The sequence below is a fragment of the Salinisphaera sp. LB1 genome (assembly GCF_003177035.1).
In the GTDB taxonomy this organism is placed as follows: domain Bacteria; phylum Pseudomonadota; class Gammaproteobacteria; order Nevskiales; family Salinisphaeraceae; genus Salinisphaera.
The window spans coordinates 187847-207429 of the sequence record NZ_CP029488.1 but is presented as its reverse complement, the minus strand read 5'-3'; the positions used below and the strand labels follow the sequence as shown (position 1 = coordinate 207429).

The window sequence follows — 19583 nt, the reverse complement described above, 5'->3', positions numbered from 1 at the left end:
GGACGCGGATCGCGCCGGCCGGGCCGACGTCGGCGCGGGACGCCGATGCTGGGTCCTTGATAATCTGAGTGCCCAATCCAAATGGCGGACTGCGGCAATGGGCAGACAATCGATGGGCTATCGGCTGGGATGGATTATCGTAACGGTGCTTGCTTTGATCGGCAGCGCCCAGGCCGAGGCGGCGCTGGCGATCCACTCCCCGGCCTTCGACAACGGCCAGCCCATCCCCGCGCGTTTCAGTTGCAGCGGCGGCAACACCTCGCCGCCACTGACCTTTTCCGGTGTGCCCGCGCGCGCGAAAAGCCTGGCGCTGATCGTGGACGACCCGGATGCGCCCGGTGGGTTGTTTACGCACTGGGTGTTGTACAACCTGGCGACGGATGTCGCGGTGCTGGCGCCGGGCGCCAGCGACCAGCCGCTGCCCGGGCCGGCGGTCACCGCCGATAACAGTACTCACCAGGCGAATTACCAGGGCATGTGCCCGCCGCCGGGCGACGGCGTGCATCATTATCATTTCAAGCTCTTCGCGCTGGATGAGCGACTGCCGTCGCACCTGAAGAACCGCGCCGCGGTGCTGAAGGCGATGCAGGGCCATGTGATCGCGCATACGCAACTGGTGGGAACCTATCAGCGGAAATAGCGCGCCGAGCCGCCCCGCCGCGGGGCGATTGTCCGGCTACCCGTGTGGCCAGTGTCTTGTTTCCGGATATTCGACTTTGAGAGTGCCTGCATGAGCGTTGATGCCGAACACCCGATTGTTTACCAGCCGTCCCGCGAAGCGATCGAGGGCAGCCGCCTGGCCGATTATCTGCGCTGGCTGGCCCGGCGCGAAGGCGGACCCGAGTTTGCCGTTGAAGACTATGCGACGCTGCACCAATGGTCGATCGATGAGCCGGATTCGTTCTGGTCCAGTCTCTGGGATTATTTCGGTTTGATCGGAGATCGCGGCGCCGGCGCAGTGCTCGATACACTGGAGATGCCCGGCGCGCGTTGGTTCACCGGGGCGCGTTTCAATTTCGCCGAGAATCTGCTGCGTGAGGCCATCCAGGGCGATGCCGGCCGCCGGGCCGTCACCGTGCTATCCGAGGCGCGCGAGCCGATAACACTGACCTACGGTGAGCTGTATCGTCAGGTCGGCGCCTTCGAGGCATTTCTGCGTTCGGTAGGCGTACAGGCCGGTGACCGCGTCGCGGGCGTGGTGGCCCATACGCACGAGCCCATCGTGGCGCTGCTGGCCTGTGCCAGCCTGGGGGCGATCTGGTCGTCGGCGTCGCCGGATTTCGGCGTGTCCGGTATCGTCGATCGCTTTGCCCAGATCGAGCCGCGGGTGCTGGTCACCGTCGATGGCTACCGTTATGGCGGCAAGTCATTCGATCGACTCGATCGCATCGCGGCGTTGCGTGAGCGGATTCCGTCGATCGAGCATGTCGTGGTCACGGACAACACGGGCGCGGCGCGGCCGTTGCCCGACGACCGCGGGATGACGCCGTGGTCCGTCGCCCTGGCCGACCACGACGGGGCACCGCCGAGCTTCGAGCGCGGCGCGTTCGATCGACCGGTTTATATCCTGTTTTCCTCGGGCACGACCGGCGTGCCCAAGTGTATCGTGCACGGGGCCGGCGGGGCGTTGATCCAGCACGTCAAGGAACAGGTGCTGCACGGCGATCTCAAGCGCGACGATGTGTTTTTCTACTTCACCACCTGTGGCTGGATGATGTGGAACTGGCACGTCTCCGGCCTGTTTGCCGGGGCCGAACTGATCACTTACGACGGCAATCCGGCTTATCCTGATCTCGACGCGCTCTGGGCGATGGCCGCCGCGCGTGGCGTCACGCATTTTGGTACCAGCGCCAAGTGGATCGGCGCCTGCCGAAATGTGGGGCTGACACCGGGGAAGGCCCATGATCTCGCGGCGCTGCGCGTGATCTTCTCGACCGGCTCGCCGCTGCTGGATGCCGATTACGACTGGGTGTACGAACAGGTCAAGGCCGAGGTATTGCTGGGCTCGATCTCCGGCGGCACCGATATTGTGGCCTGCTTCGTCGGTTGCTGCCCGACGCTGCCGGTGCGCCGCGGCGAAATCCAGTGCCGGCTGCTGGGGGTGGCCGCCGCAGCGTTCAACGAAGCTGGCGAAGCGGTGCTCGATGAATGCGGCGAACTGGTCTGCACCCAGCCGATTCCGTCCATGCCGGTCGCGTTCTGGAACGACCCGGACGGCGCGCGCTATCGCGCGGCGTATTTCGAGCGGTTTCCCGGTGTGTGGGCGCACGGCGATTTCATTTCCTTCAGCAGTACGTCGGGCGGGGCGGTGATCCATGGGCGCAGCGATGCCACGCTCAACGTGGGCGGCGTGCGTATCGGCACGGCGGAGATCTATCGTCAGATCGAGCCGATGCCGGAGATCGCGGACTGCCTGGTCGCCGCCCAATCGACCGGAGAAGACGACCGCATCGTCATGCTGGTGGTGCCGGCCGAAGGCCACGCGGTGGATGATGCGCTGCGCGATGCGATTCGACGTCGCCTGCGCGAACAGGCCAGCCCGCGTCATGTGCCGAAAGTGATCGTCGGCGTCGAGGCGTTGCCGTACACACGCAGTGGCAAGAAGGTGGAAGTGGCGGTCGCGCGGCTGCTCAACGGGCGTGAGGTCGAGCAGTCCAGCGCCATCGCCAACCCCGAGTCGTTGGCCGCGATCGCCGAGCATCCGGAGCTGCGCCGGCCGTAACGCGTGCCCGGCCCGGCGCGAATTCAGCCCGGCGCCGGTGGATCGCGCGCGGGTGGCGATGTGTGCTCAACGCATGGGAATCACGTCGTTGAGTGCGCAGAAGTCGATGATCGCGCGCATCTGCGCCGGCGCATTGGCGAAATGCAGCGTGGCCCCGGCCTTGTCCGCCTCGCGAATCCATTCCAGCAGCAGGGCGACGCCGGCGCTATCGGCCCGGGTCACGCCGCCCAGGTCGACCACCGTTTCGCGCCCAGGATTGAACCACGCCGCCGACTTGCGCAGGCGGGCGGGCACGTTGTCGACATCGAGTTCACCGTCGACCCGCACGGTGTGAATATCGGCGTTGCCGGTCGGGCTCACCCGGGCGTCCTAGGCGTTGCCGCCGTAGCGTTTTTCCAGCTGCTCGATGAAATTCTCGAGCCCCTCGCGGCGAATCGCCGAATTGAACTGGCCGCGGTAATTGGTTACGAACGATAGATTGCCGATGCTGCCGTCATAGACCTTCCATTGGCCGTCGACCTCGTGCAGTTGCAGGCTGACGGGCGTGTCCTGGCCGTTGGGCGAATGGATCACGGCGTTGAAGGTGACGTTCTTGGCATCCTTGGCCGCGCGCACCGGCCTGTATTCGATCTTCACGTTGTTGTTGAAGCCGAGCAGCGCGCTGCCATAGGTGCGAATCAGCATGTTCTTGAAGGCTTGCTGGAAGCGTTGACGCTGGGCCGGCGACGCCTGGCGCCAGTAGCGGCCGAGCACTAGCCGCGACATATAAGGCAGATCGATCAACGGCACCAGATCGCGATTGATCAGGGCATGGAGTTTCTGCGGGTTTTTGCGCAGTTCGGCGCGGTGGCCCTGGAGGTCGTTGAGGACCTTCTGCACGGTCTGCTTCGCCAGCTGTTGCGGCGGCGTCGGCGCGGCGCTGGCCAGAGCCGGCGCCATGAGCGCTACCGCGATGAAGGGGATGAAAACGCGAGTCCAACGCATAATGAAAGCCCTTGGCTTATAGATCGTCGAATTTCAAGGAGTCTGTGCCTTCGCCCTGAATCCGTCCTGAAGATAATGCATGATTCGAGCAACCCCCGTGTGCCATATGATACGACGCAACACGAAGCGGGGTCAGTTACCCGAGCCGCCGCCACCCCCGCCGCCGGAGGATTGGTCGTTCGACATCCGGGTCATGAACTGGCCGATCAGGTTCTCCAGTACGATCGCGGACTGGGTGATGATGAACTTGTCGCCGTTTTTCATGTTCTGGGTTGAACCGCCGGGGCCGACGCCGATGTACTGATCGCCGAGCAGGCCCGAGGTCAGAATCGAGGCGTCGGAATCCTTGGGAATCTTGTACTGATCCTGGATCCGCATGGTGGCGACCGCGCGGTAAGTGGTCTGATTCAGTTTGATGTCGGTCACGCGGCCGATGCGAACCCCGGCCAGGTCGACTGGCGCGCCCACCTTCAGGCCGCCGATGTTGTTGAACGCGGCGGTGACGGTATAGCCTTGAACATTCCCGGTGTGTGCCAGATCGCTCACCCGCATGGTCAGGATGAATATGGCGGCGATCCCGAGGCAGACGAATAATCCGACCAGAAACTCGACGGCTCTTGATTGCATAGCGTCTTTCCTTCAACTAACCGCTGAACATCACGGCGGTCAGCATGAGATTGGCGGCCAGAATGGCCAGCGAGGCGATGACCACCGTATTGGTCGTCGCGCGCGATACCCCTTCCGAGGTCGGCGGCGCATGATAGCCCTGGAACACGGCGACCCAGGTGATGATGGCGCCGAACACGCCGCTCTTGACGAATACGTTGAGGATGTCGCGGTTGAAATCGACGCTCGACTGGATGCCGTTCCAGTAGGCCCCGGCATCCACCCCGAGTATGTCCACGCCGACGAAGTAGCCACCGCCGGCGCCGATCGCCATGACACAGAAGATCGTGGTAAGCAGCGGCATGGCGATGACGCCCGCCAGGAAGCGGGGCGCGATGATACGGCGCACCGGGTCGACCGCCATCATTTCCATGCCGGAGAGCTGGTCCGTGGCTTTCATCAAGCCGATTTCGGCCGCCAGCGCGCTGCCGGCGCGGCCCGCGAACAGCAGGCCGGTCACGACCGGGCCGAGCTCGCGAACCACGACCAGCGCGACCGACGTGCCCAGCGCGTTCTCGGCGCCGAAATCGGCCAGGGCGCGATAGCCCGAAAGCGCCAGTACCATGCCCACGAAGATGCCGGCTACCACGACGATCAGCAGCGACAATACGCCGACCGAATAGATCTGTTCGACCACCAGCCGCGGCTTGGCCACAAGCGACGGGATGGCGGTGAGCACGCGGCCCAGGAACAGGGTGCTGCGGCCCAGATCCGCCAGCCAGCCGAACAGGGGGTTCAGGATCCGCATGGTTCGGTTCACGCCCGATCTCCGCCGAGTAGATCTTCGCCGTAGGGTGTGTCGGCATAATGGAAGGGCACCGGCCCGTCCGGCGAGGCCGTGATGAACTGCTGCACCCAGGACGAGTCGGAATGCCGGATATGCGCCGGGTCGCCGTGATCCACCACTTCGCCATCGGAGATGACATAGACGTAGTCGGCGATGCCGAGCGTTTCCTTGACGTCGTGGCTGACCACGATGGCGGTCAGGCCCAGAATATCGTTGAGCCGCCGGATCAGACGCAGCAGTACGCCCATCGAGATCGGATCCTGTCCGGCGAACGGCTCGTCGTACATGATCATTTCGGGATCGAGCGCGATCGCCCGGGCGAGCGCCACGCGCCGCGCCATGCCGCCCGACAGCTGGGCCGGCGCCAGATCGCGGGCCCCGCGCAGGCCGACCGCTTCGAGCTTCATCAGTACGATGTCACGGATCAGGCGTTCCGGGAGTTTCGAGTGTTCCCGCAGCGGAAACGCCACGTTGTCGAACACCGACAGATCCGTGAGCAGGGCGCCGGACTGGAACAGCATGCCCATGCGCTTTCGTTGTTCGAACAGGGTCTTTTGCGACATGTCGGCGATGGACTGGCCATCGAAACGCACACTGCCCGAGTCGGCGCGCCACTGGCCGCTGATCAGGCGCAGCAGCGTCGTCTTGCCGGTGCCGGAGGGGCCCATGATGGCGGTGATCCGGCCGCGCGCAATATCGATATCGACCCCCTTGTAGATGACGCGGGAGCCGAGCCGGAAATGCAGATCGCGGACCTCGACCAGGTTTTCGGCCGCGTGTTTCGTCGCAATTGAATCGGTCATGGGCGAGATTGGGCCTCGGATGCGCGCCAGCCTATCAGATCGCCGGTGTATCCGGCGCGTCGGCGGCGATCAACCCGAGTTCGGCGCAAAGATGAGCGCTGAGGTCCGCGGCGACCCGGTCCAGATCCGAGGGACCGCCGAGGTCGGCGATCTGGGTCATGACGAGGCCGTGATAACCACAGGGATCAATGCTCGAGAAGGGCTCAAGGTCCATGTTCACGTTCAGCGCCAAGCCATGATAGCTGTTCGAGCGTGACACGCGCAGCCCGACCGAGCCGATCTTGGCGTCGCCGACATAGACGCCGGGGGCATCGCGCCGGGCATGGGCATCGATGTCGTAACCGGCCAGCGTGGCCACCATGGCGTTTTCCAGCGCGCTGACCATACTGCGAATGCCGATGCCGAGCCTTTTGAGGTCGAGCATGATATAGGCCATGAGCTGGCCCGGCCCGTGATAGGTGACCTGGCCGCCCCGATCGATGGGTACGACCTCAATATCGCCCGGCGCGAGGATATGCTCGGCCCGGCCGTTTCGGCCCTGGGTGAAGACCGGCTCGTGATTGAGCAGCCACAGGGCGTCCGGATCGTCCGGGCCACGTTCGGCGGTGAAGCGCTGCATGGCCTGCCAGACCGGGCGATAGGGTTGTGGCCGCCAGCCGAAATGGCGGACCGCGATCGGGGGCGCGCTCACAGCGACATGAGCACGTGATCGTGGTCGGTCAGGTCCTTGTAGATTGCGTCGAGCTGCGCCTTGCTCTTGGCATTGATCGAGGCGGTCACCGCGATGTAACGCCCGCCGCTGGACTCGCGGCTGCTTAGATCGTCGGTGGTCAGCTCCGGCGCATGCGCCTTGACCAGGGTGTAGACGGTCTGCTCGAAGGCGGTGCCGTGACGACCGAACGCCTTGATCGCGAATTCACAAGGGAATTCGAGCAGGGTTTCATCGTTGGAATCGGGCATGGCTGCACTGTGCTCCCGGGGCGGTGTCGGCGTCCAGCGGCCCGCGGCCCGCAAAAAGCGAGCGGCGGGCGCGCAATCTACTGGAACATCATAAGAATATCGTCCATGAATTGCGTAACGTAGCCGCCCTTCGCGATGGACTTGCCGGCATACAGCGGCTCTTCCTTTAGGGTCTTGTCGTTGTACTTGATCGACAGCGTGCCCAGGCGTTCGCCCTTCTTGACCGGGGCCGTGAGGTGTCCCGGCAGCTTGGCGCTGGTCGACAGCGCGTCGCGCTGGCCGCGGGGGTAGGCGACGTAGATCGGGCCGTGGGCCACCACGGGGAGTTCGCTTTGCGCGCCTTTCCAGACCCGGATCTGGGAAATTTCCTTGCCCTTGTCGAACAGCTTGCCGTCGTCGAAGAAGCGGAATCCGTAATTGATGAGCGCCTCGCACTGGTTTTTGCGCGCGTTCTCCGAGTCGGTGCCCGTGACCACCGAAATCACGCGCATACCGTGGTCCTTGGCCGAGGCCACCAGGTTGAAGCCGGCCGACTGGGTATGGCCGGTCTTGCCGCCGTCCACGCGCGGATCGGACCACAATAGGGTATTGCGGTTGTACTGCTTGATGCCGCCGTAGGTGAACGACTTCTCGTGGAAATACTGGTCGTACAGCTTGGGGAACTTGCGCACGATGGCGGCATAAAGCGTCGCGATGTCGCGCGCGCTCATGTAGTGATCCGGATGCGGCAGGCCGTTCACGTCCATGAAGTGACTGTTGGTCATGCCCAGGTGCTTGGCGTACTGGTTCATGTAGTCGGTAAACGTGGATGTGGTGCCGGCGATGTATTGGGCCAGCGCCACCGCGGCGTCGTTGCCCGACTGCGTGATCAGACCCTGCAGCAGCTCGTCCACCGATACCTTGTCGCCGACCTTGAGAAACATCTGCGAGCCGTGTATTTCCCAGGCCTTCTTGCTGACCGTGACCATGTCCGAGGGCTTGAGATTGCCCTTCTTGATCTCGTCGAAGACGATATAGCAGGTCATCAGCTTGGTGATGCTGGCCGGCTCGATACGTTTGTCGGGGTTCTTGGCCGCCAGCACCTGCCCCGAGTTGTAGTCCACCAGGATGTAGCTTTTCGCCCCCAGAGAGGGCGCGCTCGGAATCGGCAGGCTGTTGTCGGCCGCCGACGCGGCGACACTGACCAGAAGGGCCGCGACAAACAAGAACAAACGTTGGGCGTGGTGCATCAGGCTCGAACTCTTGGCGGACATGTAAGGCATTGGATGACAGGAAAGTTTAGCGTCTCGTCGCGGACGCGGCTAACGTTTGATCTCGCGCACGGGCAATCCCGCATCGGCCAGTTGCTGTTTCGCCCGCGCCTGGGCGGCCAGCGAACTGAACGGCCCCACGCGAACACGATACAGCTTCATGTTGGACGAGGGTGGGATCACCGCCACCGGCCCGACCCCGGCGGCGCGGGCCCGAGCCTTCGCCCGGCTTGCATGGGCGGCGCTCGAGAAGGCACCGATCTGCAGTGGCGCGGCCTTGGCGGCATCGTGTGACGAGCGCGCCGGCGCGCCCGACGAGGCTGGGCTGGCGGAGGTGTGATCCGCGACGCGCGACGGACCGGCATGGTGCGCAGGCTGGCCATCCGCGGGCGGGTTTTCGGCCCGGCGCAGCGGGGCTGATGGCTGCGCGCTGCCCGACGCGCCGTTATCGGTATCGGGCTGGTCGATGGTCGCCGGAGTCACGGTATGGATACGCACCGGCGCGCTGCCTTCGCCGACGATGCCCAGGCGGCGCGCGGCGACATAGGACAGATCGATGATCCGGCCTTTGTGGAAGGGGCCGCGGTCGTTGATCTTCACCACCACCTGCTTGTGGTTGTCCAGATTGGTCACCCGAACCCAGGTCGGGATCGGCAGGCGCTTGTGGGCTGCGGTCATGGCGAACATGTTGTAAGGCTGGCCCGAGGACGTGCGCTGGCCGTTGAACTGGCGACCGTACCAGCTCGCGCGCCCGGTCTGGGTAAAGCCCTTGGCACTTTTGAGTACGTAGTAACGCTTGCCGAGGGCCGTATAACTCGTCGGGTTGCCGTGCTTGGACGGCGGTACATTGCGGGGCACCGCATCGTGCACCTTGGACCAGTCGATGTGCGTATCGGCTGGCGGGCCGTCGTTCTGATAGTAGCCACCGCCATGCGATTTTTGCGGCTTGTGTGCCGGCCCGCTGGCACAGCCGGCGAGCGCGAGCATGCCGCCCACAACAAGCAGACGGCCGAGCCGGTGCGGCGCGAGCTTCACGAGCCCACCGCCGGATGCGTGAACGCTTCGATCTCCCGGCCCAGCTGGTAAACCGCCATCGCATAGAGCGGGCTGCTGTTGTAGGTGGTAATCACGAAGAAATTATGCCGGGCCAGCCAGTATTCGGGGCCGTGCGGCCCGGTGAACCGGAGCAGGCCGACGCGAGCATCCGAGGGCGGGGAATTCGCCACCTCGACGCCCTTGGTCTTGAGTTTGGCCCAGCGGTAGCGCGGCTGGCGGGTACTGGTATGGATATCGTGGATGGCTTTGGGTTTGGCCAGCGTTGCGGGCTGGGCGATCGACTCGCCCCGCTGCCAGCCGTTTTGGGCCAGGTAATTGGCGACCGAGTCGATGATATCCGCGGGTTCGTGCCAGAGATCGCGCCGGCCGTCGCCGTTGCCATCGACCGCATAGGCGGCATAGCTCGATGGCATGAACTGGGCGAGCCCCATGGCGCCAGCGTAGGAGCCGACATCGTGGGTGCAGTCGAGTTTATTCTTGAGGCAGAGGGCGATGAATTCACCCAGTTCCTTGGTGAAGAAGGTCGAGCGCTCGGGATAGTCGAACGCCAGTGTGGACAGCGCATCGAGTACGCGATCCTTGCCGATGTAGCGGCCGTAGCGTGTTTCCACGCCCAGGATGGCCGCGATCATATAGGCGGGCACGCCGTATTTTGCCTGCGCTTTTTCGAACAGCTTGCGGTGCGCGTTGATGTAGGCCGCCCCCTGGCGCGCGCGCTTGGACTGGACGAAGATCGGGCGGTAATCGGCCCAGGTCAGCGTCTTCTCCGCCGGCTTGCGCATCTTGGCGATGATCCCGGGCTTGTATTTCGCCTCGGCCAGCAGTTTGCGTGTGGTCGCTTTCGGGATGTTCTTCTCTCGCTTCAAGCGCTCGATCAGTTTTTGACCGGCTGCCGAGTCGGCGTAATCGCCTTTGGGCGTATCCGCACGCGCCGCGGGCCCGACGGTCAGAGCGAGGGCGAAGGTCAGCGCCAAGGCGGCGCTCAGCGCCGGTCCGAGGTTGAGAGTCGTCATGTTGCGAGCAACTTCCGGTGGGTGTGGATCGACATCACGATGCCGAACGAGGCCAGCAGCATGACCATCGACGTGCCGCCGAAGGAGATCAACGGCAGCGGAACGCCGACCACGGGCAGCAGCCCGGCGACCATGCCCATGTTGACGAACGCATAGAAGAAGAAGGTCAGCGACAGGCTGGCCGCGGTCAGGCGCTGGAACGTATCCTGACTCTTGACTGCGATGAATAGCCCGCGGGCGACGATGAAGCCATAGATCGCCATCAGGCCGAGCACGCCGAACAGGCCGGTCTCTTCGGCATAGACGGCGAATACAAAGTCGGTATCCGATTCCGGCAGAAAATTCAGATGCGCCTGGCTGCCGTTGAGCCAGCCCTTGCCGAATACGCCGCCCGAGCCGATGGCGATCTTGGATTGGGTGATGTGATAACCCGCCCCGAGCGGATCGCGCGCCGGGTTGAGGAAGGTGAGCACCCGTTGTTGCTGGTAGTCGTGGAGGTTGAACCAGACCAGCGGGGCGGCGGCTGCGGCGAGTATCAGCAACAGGATGATGACGCGCCAGCGCAGCCCGGCGAAGAACAGCGCGAAGCCGCCGCCGGCCACGATCAACAGCGCGGTGCCCAGATCCGGTTGTCGCACCACGAGCGCCACCGGCATGGCGATGATGAGACTGGCCTTAGCGACATCGGTAAGCCGGGGCGGCAGACTGCGGTAGTGGAAGTAAGCGGCGATGGTCAGCGGCACCACCAGCTTCGAGATCTCGGATGGCTGGAAACGCACCACGCCGAGATCGAGCCAGCGCCTGGCGCCCATGGCCGCATCGCCGAGCACCAGGGTCGCGACCAGCAATACCACGCCGAGTACGTAAACCCAGGGGGCGGCGGCGCGGTACCAGTGCGGTGGGACCTGGGCCAGGGCGATCATGGCGGACAGGCCGATGCCCAGGCGTACCGATTGATCGATCACAACGTTGGCCGAGCGGCCCGAGGCGCTGTACAGCACGAACAGCCCGAGCAGGGCGCAGCAGAGCAGTGCGGCGAACAGCTGCACATCGATATGCCAGTGGGCCAGCCATTCCGATAGTGTCGCCGGACGTTCACGGGTGGTCGTGCTCATGAGTTGCCGCCCGTTTTGTTGCCCGACTGGTCGGCTTGCAGTGTCTTGCTGTTCGGCAGGCTGTCCAGGTAACTGTCGATCACGCGCCGGGCGATCGGGCCGGCCACGCTGGAGCCGCCGCCGCCGTGTTCGACCAGTACCGCGATCGCAATCTTGGGATGCTGGATCGGCGCAAAGGCGATGAACAACGCGTGTTCGCGCAGGCGATGCGGAATGCTGTCGAGATCGGGGGCGACTTCGTTCTGCGGCAGGCCGGCCACCTGGGCGCTGCCCGACTTGCCCGCGATCGGATACTTCAGATGCTGGCCGACGTAGTAATGGGCGGTGCCGTGCGGATTGTCGATCACGCCCTTCATGGCGTTGATGACGATGTTCCAGTGGCGCTTGTCCTTGAGTTCGATCGGCGGCAGCGCCTTCGGCTTGTAGTCGGTGGTGGTATGGGTCTGCGGATCTTTCCAGGCCTTGAGCACATGCGGCTTGTAGGCATGACCGCGTTTGGCGATCTCGCTCACTGCCTGGGCCAGCTGCAGCGGTGTGGCGGTCATGAAGCCCTGGCCGATCACCGTGATCAGCGTCTCGCCGGGGTACCACGGCAGATGCCGGTTGCCGTGCTTCCATGCGCGCGAGGGCATGATGCCGGCATTCTCCCGCGGCAGGTCGATACCGGTCTTCTGCCCGAAACCGAACATCGAACCATAGCGATGGATATTGTCGATGCCGAGTTTCATGCCCAGCTTGTAGAAATAGACGTCGGAACTGCGCTCGATCGCCTGGGTCAGATTGATCCAGCCCTGGCCGGAGCGTTTCCAGTCGCGATACCGATGGTTCGAGCCGGGCAGGGTAATGTAGCCGGGACACCACACTTTCTTGTCCGGATCGATCACCCCGGTTTCCAGCGCGCCGATGGCCATGAACGGCTTGATCGTCGAGCCCGGCGGGTACTGGCCCTGCAATGCGCGGTTGTACAGCGGCTTGTGCGGATTGTTGAGCAGCCGCGTGTAGTTGGCGTGGCTGATGCCGTTGACGAACAGGTCGGGGTTGTATCCCGGCTTGCTGACCATGGCGAGTACGCCGCCGGTGTTCGGGTTGAGCGCGACCACCGCGCCGTCCTGGTCGCCCAGGGCGTTGTAGGCGACTTTCTGCAGCGCCGAATCAACCGTGAGCACGAGGCTGTCGCCCGCGGTCGCCGGGTGCATGTCCAGTTGGCGCAGGGCGCGCCCGGCGGCGTTGGTCTCGACCACGCGCGAGCCCGGATAGCCGTGCAGCCGCGACTCGTACGACAGCTCCACGCCGGCCTTGCCGATATGCGATGAGCCGCGGTAGCGCTTTTTGTTCAAGCCGTCGAGATCGGAGGCGGTGATACCGCCGACATAGCCGACCAGGTGCGAGGCGTACTTGCCGAGCGGGTAGTTGCGGGTCAGCCCGGCGCGAATATCCACGCCCGGGAAACGATCGCGGTTGACTTCGAAGCGGGCGACCTCGGCCTGATTCAGGCTCAGCCGTATCGGCGTGCCACGAAACGACGGTGTCTGCTTCTCGCGCGAATAAAAGCGCTGCTTGTCGGCCTTGCTGATGTCGACGATCTTCGACAGGCGTGCGATGGTCGATTTCACGCTGTCGCTGACCTGCTCGGGCACGATTTCCAGCCGGTACGCCGGTTCGTTGTTGGCCAGCAGGTTGCCATGACGGTCGTAGATCAGCCCGCGCACCGGCGGCACCACTTCCACGCGCATGCGGTTGTCCTGCGAGCGTGTTTCGTAGTAGCCGTGTTTATACACCTGCAGGTACACGACACGCGCGATCAGCATGCCGATCAAGGTCAGCAGCAGCAGGCTGGCCGCCACCGTGCGAATGAGAAACAGGCGTCGCTCGGCCGCGTGGTTTTTGATTGCGTCGTCCGCGGCCATATCCGCTCGTAATCATCCTGATGTTAGGCATGGGGCCGCCGCGACGCGTTCGAAGACACGCAGCGTCGGCCCGGTGGTCACCCCTTGTGGACTATCCGACCTCTAATTCGGCGATCCGTTCCAGAACAAACGCCCATATCGGCCACAGCGCCGCCGAGGACAATACCGGAAGCCAGCGCCACCACTGGTTTACGTCCAGCCCGGCCACCCCGTCAATCCAGAACAGAACGAACTCGTAGATGGCGAATACCGGCAGCATCAGCAGGCCCTGCTGGATCAGCGGAAAGCTCCATAACAACTCGCGCGCCTTGACCACAACATACGCTGCGACCGCCATGGCCAGACCGTGCTCGGAAAACGGCGTGCCGTAGAGCACGTCGATCGCCAGTCCCGCGAACCAGGCCGCGATCGGCCCGAAGCAACGGGGCTGGTTCGCGGTCCAGAACAGCACCGTCATGGTATAGAACGCGGGTCGAGCGGCGGCAACGGCTGTCGGCATCGGCAACAGCGTGATCACCAGAGCGACGGCCAGGCTGACCACGATCAGCAGGCCGCTGACGCGTTGATTGATGATCATTGCCCGGACGAGGCGCTGGCGCCATCGCCGTTATCCCCGGCGGGTTGGCCCGATTTGCCGGTATTGTCCGGCGTCGGCGGCTCCGAGTCGGTCGTGTTCCAGACCAGCAGGGCCTCGCGTCCGCGATCGAGATGGGCCGTTGGCCGGGCCGTCACGGAGAGGAATTCCTGGCCCGGGCGATGCACCACACGCGTAACCTTGGCCACCGGGTAGTTCGCCGGATAACGTCCGCCAAGCCCGGAGGACACCAGCAGGTCGCCGACCTTGACGTCGGCGTTGTTGGGCAGAAACGGCAGCGTCAACGTTTCCGAGCTGCCGGTCCCCTGGGCGATGGTCTGCAGTCCCGTGCGGTTGATCTGGACCGGGATTCCATTGTTCGGATCGCTGATCAGGATCGCGCGCGAATCCAGCGGCGTAACATTGGTGACCTGCCCCATGATGCCATGAGCGTCGACTAGGGCCTGGCCGACGAACACGCCGTCCGAACTGCCCTTGTTGAGTTTGACGTACTGGCGATACGGATCGGGGCTGACCGACAGTATCCGCGCGATCAGCACGTTCCGATCGATCGAACTGGCCGAGGCCAGCAGGGCGCGAATGCGTTCGTTCTCCGCCTGCAGCGCCGCCAATTGCTGCAGTCGGCCCTGAAGTAGCAGCACCTTCTGCGACAGCTGCTTGTTCTTCTGGATCAGGTCGCCGCGATCGAAGTAGTTCTTGAAATACTCCGAGGCGTCGCCCGGTATTTCGGCCGCCATCTGGACCGGCTCGAGCGCGACCGCGAGCACGCCGCGCACCGACGACAGACTGTCGTGCGCGTTGTCGACCATCATCAGCACGATGGAAATGACCGTGATCGCCACGAGCTTCAATCCGGGCGCGATCCGGCGGCCCAGAAAACGTGGTTTGTCGTCGTCGGACAGCCCGAGCACTAGCGCGACTCCCCGGCCATCGGCCGGCGTTGATCGCCCGCGGCCCGGCGCGCTCGTGCGCGGGCGGGGCGTTCAATCAGGGCAACAACGCGTAACAGTTGGCTCATCGAGTCAAGACGGCTCGTCCCGGGGGAGCGAATATGGCGACAGCCGACGATCCGGCATCGCACCAAGTTAGGCCCGCAGGGCAGGCCATGCAACGTCGACTATTCGAGTGCGAACAGTGCGCCCGACTTGCGATCGATCATCTCGAGGAGGATGCCGCCGCCGCGGGCCACGCAGGTCAGCGGGTCGTCGGCGACGATCACCGGCAGGCCCGTCTCCTCCGACAGCAGCTTGTCCAGATCGGCGAGCAGTGCGCCGCCGCCGGTCAGCACGATGCCCCGTTCGGCCACGTCCGAGCCCAGCTCCGGCGGCGTGGATTCCAGCGCCAGCTTGACCGCCGACACGATATTGGACAGCGGCTCCTGCAGCGCATCCAGCACTTCGTTGGAGTTGAGCGTAAAACTGCGCGGCACGCCGGCCGACATGTGCCGGCCTACCACTTCGATCTCCTTGATCTCGTGGCCGGGGAAGGCGGTGCCGATCTGGTGCTTGATGGATTCCGCGGTGGTTTCGCCGATCAGCATGTTGTATTGCCGGCGCACGTAATTGACGATCGCCTCGTCGAATTTGTCGCCGCCGGTGCGCACGGATTCGGCATAGACGATGCCGTTGAGCGAGATGACGGCGACTTCCGACGTGCCGCCGCCGATGTCGAGCACCATCGAGCCGCGCGCCTCGCTGATCGGGATGCCGGCGCCGATGGCCGCGGCCAGGGGCTCATCGACCAGGTACACGCGCCGCGCGCCGGCATTGGATGCGGACTCGCGGATGGCACGGCGCTCGACCTGGGTCGACCCGTAGGGCACACAGACCAGCACGCGCGTCATCGGCCGCAGGAAGCGCTTGCGGTGCACCTTGCGGATGAAGTGCTGCAGCATCTTCTCGGTGACCGTGAAGTCGGCGATCACGCCGTCCTTCAGCGGCCGGATCGTGCTGATGTACGCCGGTGTGCGCCCGAGCATGCGCTTGGCGTCGGTGCCGACCGCCTCGATGCGCTTGCCGCCGCGGGCGTCGGTGCGCACGGCCACCACCGAGGGCTCGTTGAGCACGATGCCCCGATCGCGCGCATAGACCAGCGTATTGGCCGTCCCGAGATCGATCGAGAGATCGTTGACGAACAGGCCGCGAAAGTTTTCCAGCATGAGGCTCACCGAGCACAGCAAATATGACGCGCGTAGCGCGCACCTGACATCGACGGGCGTCGATGCAAACTACCTTCGGCCCCGGATGCGATCGCGAACAGGTCGAAGGTCCCTCTAAAGGTGCGCAATGCTAGCAACGGCGCGCGGGCGCGGCAACGCTCGACCTGTCATATCCCACTGAAAAAGTGGGGGCGGGATGAGCCGTGACCGCCGATAGCGTTATTATGCTACGTTCTGCCGCCGCGCGGCCGCCGCGCCCGTAAACGAATCCAAACGACGAGATTACCGCCGTGAGCCTGACCGCCGATGACGTGCGCAAGGTTGCCCGCCTGGCCCGACTGGGGCTGGATGAGGGCGCCATCGCCGAGTACGCGACCCAACTGTCCAGCATACTGGATGTGGTCGATCATCTGGAAGCCGCCGATACCGACAATGTCGAGCCGATGTCCCACCCGCTCGATCTGACCGCGCGCCTGCGCCCGGACGTGGCGCAGGCCACGGTCGATCGCGACGCGTTTCAGGCCATCGCGCCCGATACCGCCGAAGGGCTGTATCGCGTGCCGAAGGTGATCGAATGATCCACGAACGCTCCATCGCCGAACTGATTGCGGCGCGCACGGCCGGCGAGCTGAGCGCGGCGGAGATGGCCGAGGCCTATCTCGATCGGATCGATGCCCATGCCGAGACGCTCAATGCGCTGATTACGCGCACCGACGACGCCGCCCGCGAATGCGCGACGGCGCTTGATGCGCGTGCCGCCGGCGCGCTGGCCGGCCTGCCGATTATCCACAAGGACATCTTCTGTACCCGCGGCGTGAAGACGAGCTGCGCCTCACGCATGCTCGACAACTTCATCGCACCTTACGACGCGACCGTGGTCGAGAAGTTGCAGGCCGCCGGCACGGTGACGCTGGCCAAGGCGAACATGGACGAATTCGCCATGGGGTCGTCCAACGAGAACAGTTTCTACGGCGCGGTGAAAAATCCGTGGCACCTCGACTACGTGCCCGGCGGGTCGTCGGGCGGCTCGGCCGCCGCGGTGGCCGCGGGGCTGGCGCCGGCGGCCACCGGCACCGACACCGGCGGCTCGATCCGCCAGCCGGCGGCGTTCTGCGGCGTGACCGGCATCAAGCCGACCTACGGCCGGGTTTCGCGTTACGGCATGATCGCGTTCGCCTCCAGCCTCGACCAGGGCGGCTGTTTCGCCCGCTCGGCGGCGGATTGCGCGCATGTGCTGGGCGCCATGTCTGGCTTCGACGCGCGCGATTCCACCAGCGTCGAGCGCGATGTGCCGGATTACGCCGGCCAGCTCACCGGCGATATCGCCGGCCTGACCATCGGCCTGCCGCGTGAATATTTCGCCGAGGGTCTGGAAGCCGGCAGCCGTGCGGTGATCGAGGCCGCGATCGGCGAACTGGAGGCACTCGGCGCCCACGTCGTCGAAATCGACATGCCGCATACCGATCTCGCGGTGTCGACCTACTACGTGATCGCGCCGGCCGAGGCGTCGTCCAATCTGGCGCGCTTCGACGGCGTGCGCTATGGCTATCGCTGTGCCGATCCGGTCGATCTGGACGATCTGTATACCCGCTCCAGAGCCGAGGGCTTCGGACCCGAGGTTCAGCGCCGCATCATGATGGGGGCCTACGTGCTGTCGGCCGGTTATTACGATGCGTATTACCTGAAGGCACAGAAGACGCGTCGGCTGATTGCGGGCGACTTCCACGATGCCTTCGCCAAGGTGGATCTGATCGCCGCGCCGGTGACCCAGGCGCCGGCTTTCCCGATCGGCGAAAAGGCCGACGATCCGGTCGCGATGTATCTGAACGATGTCTACACGCTGCCCGCCAGTCTGGCCGGGGTGCCCGGCATGTCGGTGCCGGCTGGCTTCGTCAACGGGCTGCCGGTCGGGCTGCAGCTGATCGCGCCTTGGTTCGAGGAGGGCCGGTTGCTGAATGCCGCGCATAGCTACCAGCAGGCCACGGACTGGCACACCCGCCGCCCGCCGGGTTTCGAGTAAGGAAGGCAAGCCATGAACTGGGAAGCCGTGATCGGGCTGGAAGTGCATATCCAGCTCGCGACCGAAAGCAAGATTTTCTCAACCGCGCCCACGGCCTACGGGGCCGAGCCGAACACCCAGGCCAACGCGGTCGACGTGGCCATGCCCGGCGTGCTGCCGGTGATCAACGAACAGGTCATCCGCATGGCGACCCTGTTCGGCCTGGCCATCGATGCCGATATCGCGCCCAGGTCGGTGTTCGCGCGCAAGCATTATTTCTATCCCGATCTGCCCAAGGGCTACCAGATCAGCCAGTTCGAACTGCCGATCGTGGCGGGCGGGCATCTGGATATTACGGTGGGTGAGGGCGCGACCAAGCGCATTGGCATCACCCGGGCGCATCTGGAAGAGGATGCCGGCAAGTCGCTGCACGATGCGTTCGATCGCGCTACCGGCATCGATCTGAATCGCGCGGGCACGCCGCTGGTCGAGTGTGTGTCGGAGCCGGAAATGGCGACCGCCGCCGAGGCCGCGGCCTATGCCCGCAAGCTGCATTCGCTGGTGACCTATCTCGGCATCTGCGACGGCAATATGGCCGAAGGCTCGTTCCGCGTGGATGCGAACGTGTCCGTGCGCCCGGCCGGCTCGACCGAATTCGGTACGCGCACCGAAACCAAGAACGTCAACTCCTTCCGGTTCCTGGAAAAAGCGATCGAGTTCGAGATCGAGCGCCAGATCGACGTGATCGAGGGCGGCGGCTCCATCGTGCAGGAAACCCGCCTGTTCGACCCGGATTCCGGCGAAACGCGCTCGATGCGCTCGAAGGAAGAAGCCCACGACTATCGCTACTTCCCCGATCCGGACCTGCTGCCGGTGGCCATCGACGCGGCGTTCATCGAAACGGTGCGTGCCGATATGCCCGAGTTGCCGGGCGCCAAGGCTGAACGCTTCGAAGCGGAATACAGGCTGTCCACGGCCGATGCGGCCGCGCTCACCGCCTCGCGCGTCTGGGCCGATTATTTCGAGGCGACCGTTGCCGCCGCCGGTTCGGACAAAGCCAAGCTCGGTAAGCCCGCGTCCAACTGGATCAGCACCGAACTGGCGGGTGTGCTGAACCGCGACGGCCTGTCGATCGGCGAGGCGCCCGTGAGCGCGGCCCAACTCGGCGGGCTGATCGCGCGCGTCGACGACAACACCATCTCCGGCAAGATCGCCAAGCAGGTGTTCGACGCCCTGGTGGCAGGCGAGGGCGAATCCGCCGACGCAATCATCGAAGCCAAGGGGCTGAAGCAGATCACCGACACCGGCGCCATCGAGTCGTTCGTCGATGAAGCAATCGCCAACAACCCGGATCAGGTCCAGCAGTATCTCGACGGCAAGACCAAGGTCGTGGGCTTTCTGGTCGGCCAGGTGATGAAAGCCTCCAAGGGCAAGGCCAATCCCAAGGAAGTCAACCAGATGATGGTCGAGAAGCTCAACGCGATGGCCTAGTTGTATTGTCGTCCGTAAATGAACGCGAATGAGCGCAAATAAAACAGGGTATTGAACGAAGCGGTTGGGTCAACGAA

General features: G+C 64.5%; 20 protein-coding genes. 5 read left to right on the top strand and 15 right to left on the bottom strand.

Features of this window, described 5'->3' with window-relative positions; all coding sequences use genetic code 11:
- Window positions 1–97 precede the first annotated feature (97 nt).
- Window positions 98–640: a YbhB/YbcL family Raf kinase inhibitor-like protein gene (locus SALB1_RS00905; RefSeq protein WP_199678628.1), complete on the top strand. Its 543-nt coding sequence runs from the start codon at window positions 98–100 to the stop codon at window positions 638–640.
- A gap of 90 nt (window positions 641–730) precedes the next feature.
- Window positions 731–2722 carry an acetoacetate--CoA ligase gene (locus SALB1_RS00900; protein ID WP_109992144.1) on the top strand — a complete coding sequence of 664 codons (1992 nt, stop codon included), beginning with the start codon at window positions 731–733 and terminating at the stop codon, window positions 2720–2722.
- Window positions 2723–2788: 66 nt separating this feature from the next.
- Here SALB1_RS00900 and SALB1_RS00895 read toward each other — a convergent pair whose 3' ends face one another.
- The 15 genes from SALB1_RS00895 to SALB1_RS00825 form a co-directional block, all read right to left on the bottom strand.
- Window positions 2789–3082: a lipid asymmetry maintenance protein MlaB gene (locus tag SALB1_RS00895; protein ID WP_109992143.1), complete on the bottom strand. Its 294-nt coding sequence runs from the start codon at window positions 3080–3082 to the stop codon at window positions 2789–2791.
- A 9-nt stretch (window positions 3083–3091) separates the two neighbouring features.
- Window positions 3092–3706, bottom strand: a complete 615-nt coding sequence (locus SALB1_RS00890; protein WP_109992142.1) for a phospholipid-binding protein MlaC — start codon at window positions 3704–3706, stop codon at window positions 3092–3094.
- 132 nt (window positions 3707–3838) lie between these two features.
- The gene (gene mlaD, locus SALB1_RS00885) at window positions 3839–4333 is read right to left on the bottom strand and encodes an outer membrane lipid asymmetry maintenance protein MlaD (RefSeq protein ID WP_109992141.1); all 495 of its coding nucleotides are present in this window, start codon (window positions 4331–4333) and stop codon (window positions 3839–3841) included.
- A 16-nt stretch (window positions 4334–4349) separates the two neighbouring features.
- Window positions 4350–5120 carry a lipid asymmetry maintenance ABC transporter permease subunit MlaE gene (gene mlaE / locus SALB1_RS00880; RefSeq protein ID WP_109992140.1) on the bottom strand — a complete coding sequence of 257 codons (771 nt, stop codon included), beginning with the start codon at window positions 5118–5120 and terminating at the stop codon, window positions 4350–4352.
- Between the two features lie 8 nt (window positions 5121–5128).
- A complete protein-coding gene (locus tag SALB1_RS00875) occupies window positions 5129–5962 on the bottom strand; it encodes an ABC transporter ATP-binding protein (RefSeq protein ID WP_109992139.1) in 834 nt (277 codons plus the stop codon).
- A 34-nt stretch (window positions 5963–5996) separates the two neighbouring features.
- Window positions 5997–6653: a lipoyl(octanoyl) transferase LipB gene (gene lipB, locus SALB1_RS00870; protein WP_109992138.1), complete on the bottom strand. Its 657-nt coding sequence runs from the start codon at window positions 6651–6653 to the stop codon at window positions 5997–5999.
- A complete protein-coding gene (locus SALB1_RS00865) occupies window positions 6650–6922 on the bottom strand; it encodes a YbeD family protein (protein ID WP_109992137.1) in 273 nt (90 codons plus the stop codon). Before SALB1_RS00865 ends, lipB begins: the two co-directional genes overlap by 4 nt.
- Window positions 6923–6999: 77 nt before the next feature.
- A complete protein-coding gene (locus tag SALB1_RS00860; protein WP_255414462.1) occupies window positions 7000–8175 on the bottom strand; it encodes a D-alanyl-D-alanine carboxypeptidase family protein in 1176 nt (391 codons plus the stop codon).
- A gap of 48 nt (window positions 8176–8223) precedes the next feature.
- Window positions 8224–9207 carry a septal ring lytic transglycosylase RlpA family protein gene (locus tag SALB1_RS00855; protein ID WP_109992135.1) on the bottom strand — a complete coding sequence of 328 codons (984 nt, stop codon included), beginning with the start codon at window positions 9205–9207 and terminating at the stop codon, window positions 8224–8226.
- Entirely contained in the window at window positions 9204–10241 is a 1038-nt protein-coding gene (gene mltB, locus SALB1_RS00850) for a lytic murein transglycosylase B (RefSeq protein WP_109992134.1), read from the bottom strand. The genes SALB1_RS00855 and mltB overlap by 4 nt, the downstream gene beginning before the upstream one ends.
- Window positions 10238–11356 (bottom strand): rod shape-determining protein RodA, encoded by a 1119-nt coding sequence (gene rodA, locus SALB1_RS00845; RefSeq protein WP_109992133.1) that lies wholly within the window; start codon window positions 11354–11356, stop codon window positions 10238–10240. The genes mltB and rodA overlap by 4 nt, the downstream gene beginning before the upstream one ends.
- Complete coding sequence (mrdA, locus tag SALB1_RS00840; RefSeq protein ID WP_109992132.1) at window positions 11353–13263, bottom strand: penicillin-binding protein 2; 1911 nt, start codon at window positions 13261–13263, stop codon at window positions 11353–11355. The genes rodA and mrdA overlap by 4 nt, the downstream gene beginning before the upstream one ends.
- A gap of 91 nt (window positions 13264–13354) precedes the next feature.
- Window positions 13355–13840: a rod shape-determining protein MreD gene (gene mreD / locus SALB1_RS00835; RefSeq protein WP_109992131.1), complete on the bottom strand. Its 486-nt coding sequence runs from the start codon at window positions 13838–13840 to the stop codon at window positions 13355–13357.
- Window positions 13837–14769 carry a rod shape-determining protein MreC gene (mreC, locus tag SALB1_RS00830; protein WP_109992130.1) on the bottom strand — a complete coding sequence of 311 codons (933 nt, stop codon included), beginning with the start codon at window positions 14767–14769 and terminating at the stop codon, window positions 13837–13839. Before mreC ends, mreD begins: the two co-directional genes overlap by 4 nt.
- A gap of 206 nt (window positions 14770–14975) precedes the next feature.
- Window positions 14976–16016, bottom strand: a complete 1041-nt coding sequence (locus SALB1_RS00825) for a rod shape-determining protein (protein WP_109992129.1) — start codon at window positions 16014–16016, stop codon at window positions 14976–14978.
- Between the two features lie 290 nt (window positions 16017–16306).
- On the opposite strand from SALB1_RS00825, the gene gatC reads away from it, so the two are divergent.
- The 3 genes from gatC to gatB are packed head-to-tail and all read left to right on the top strand — an operon-like array spanning window position 16307 to window position 19506.
- Window positions 16307–16594 carry an Asp-tRNA(Asn)/Glu-tRNA(Gln) amidotransferase subunit GatC gene (gatC, locus tag SALB1_RS00820; protein ID WP_109992128.1) on the top strand — a complete coding sequence of 96 codons (288 nt, stop codon included), beginning with the start codon at window positions 16307–16309 and terminating at the stop codon, window positions 16592–16594.
- Window positions 16594–18036, top strand: coding sequence for an Asp-tRNA(Asn)/Glu-tRNA(Gln) amidotransferase subunit GatA (gene gatA, locus SALB1_RS00815; protein WP_179950721.1), 1443 nt, complete (start codon window positions 16594–16596; stop codon window positions 18034–18036). Before gatC ends, gatA begins: the two co-directional genes overlap by 1 nt.
- A 12-nt stretch (window positions 18037–18048) precedes the next feature.
- Window positions 18049–19506 carry an Asp-tRNA(Asn)/Glu-tRNA(Gln) amidotransferase subunit GatB gene (gene gatB / locus SALB1_RS00810; protein WP_109992126.1) on the top strand — a complete coding sequence of 486 codons (1458 nt, stop codon included), beginning with the start codon at window positions 18049–18051 and terminating at the stop codon, window positions 19504–19506.
- Window positions 19507–19583: the final 77 nt, after the last annotated feature.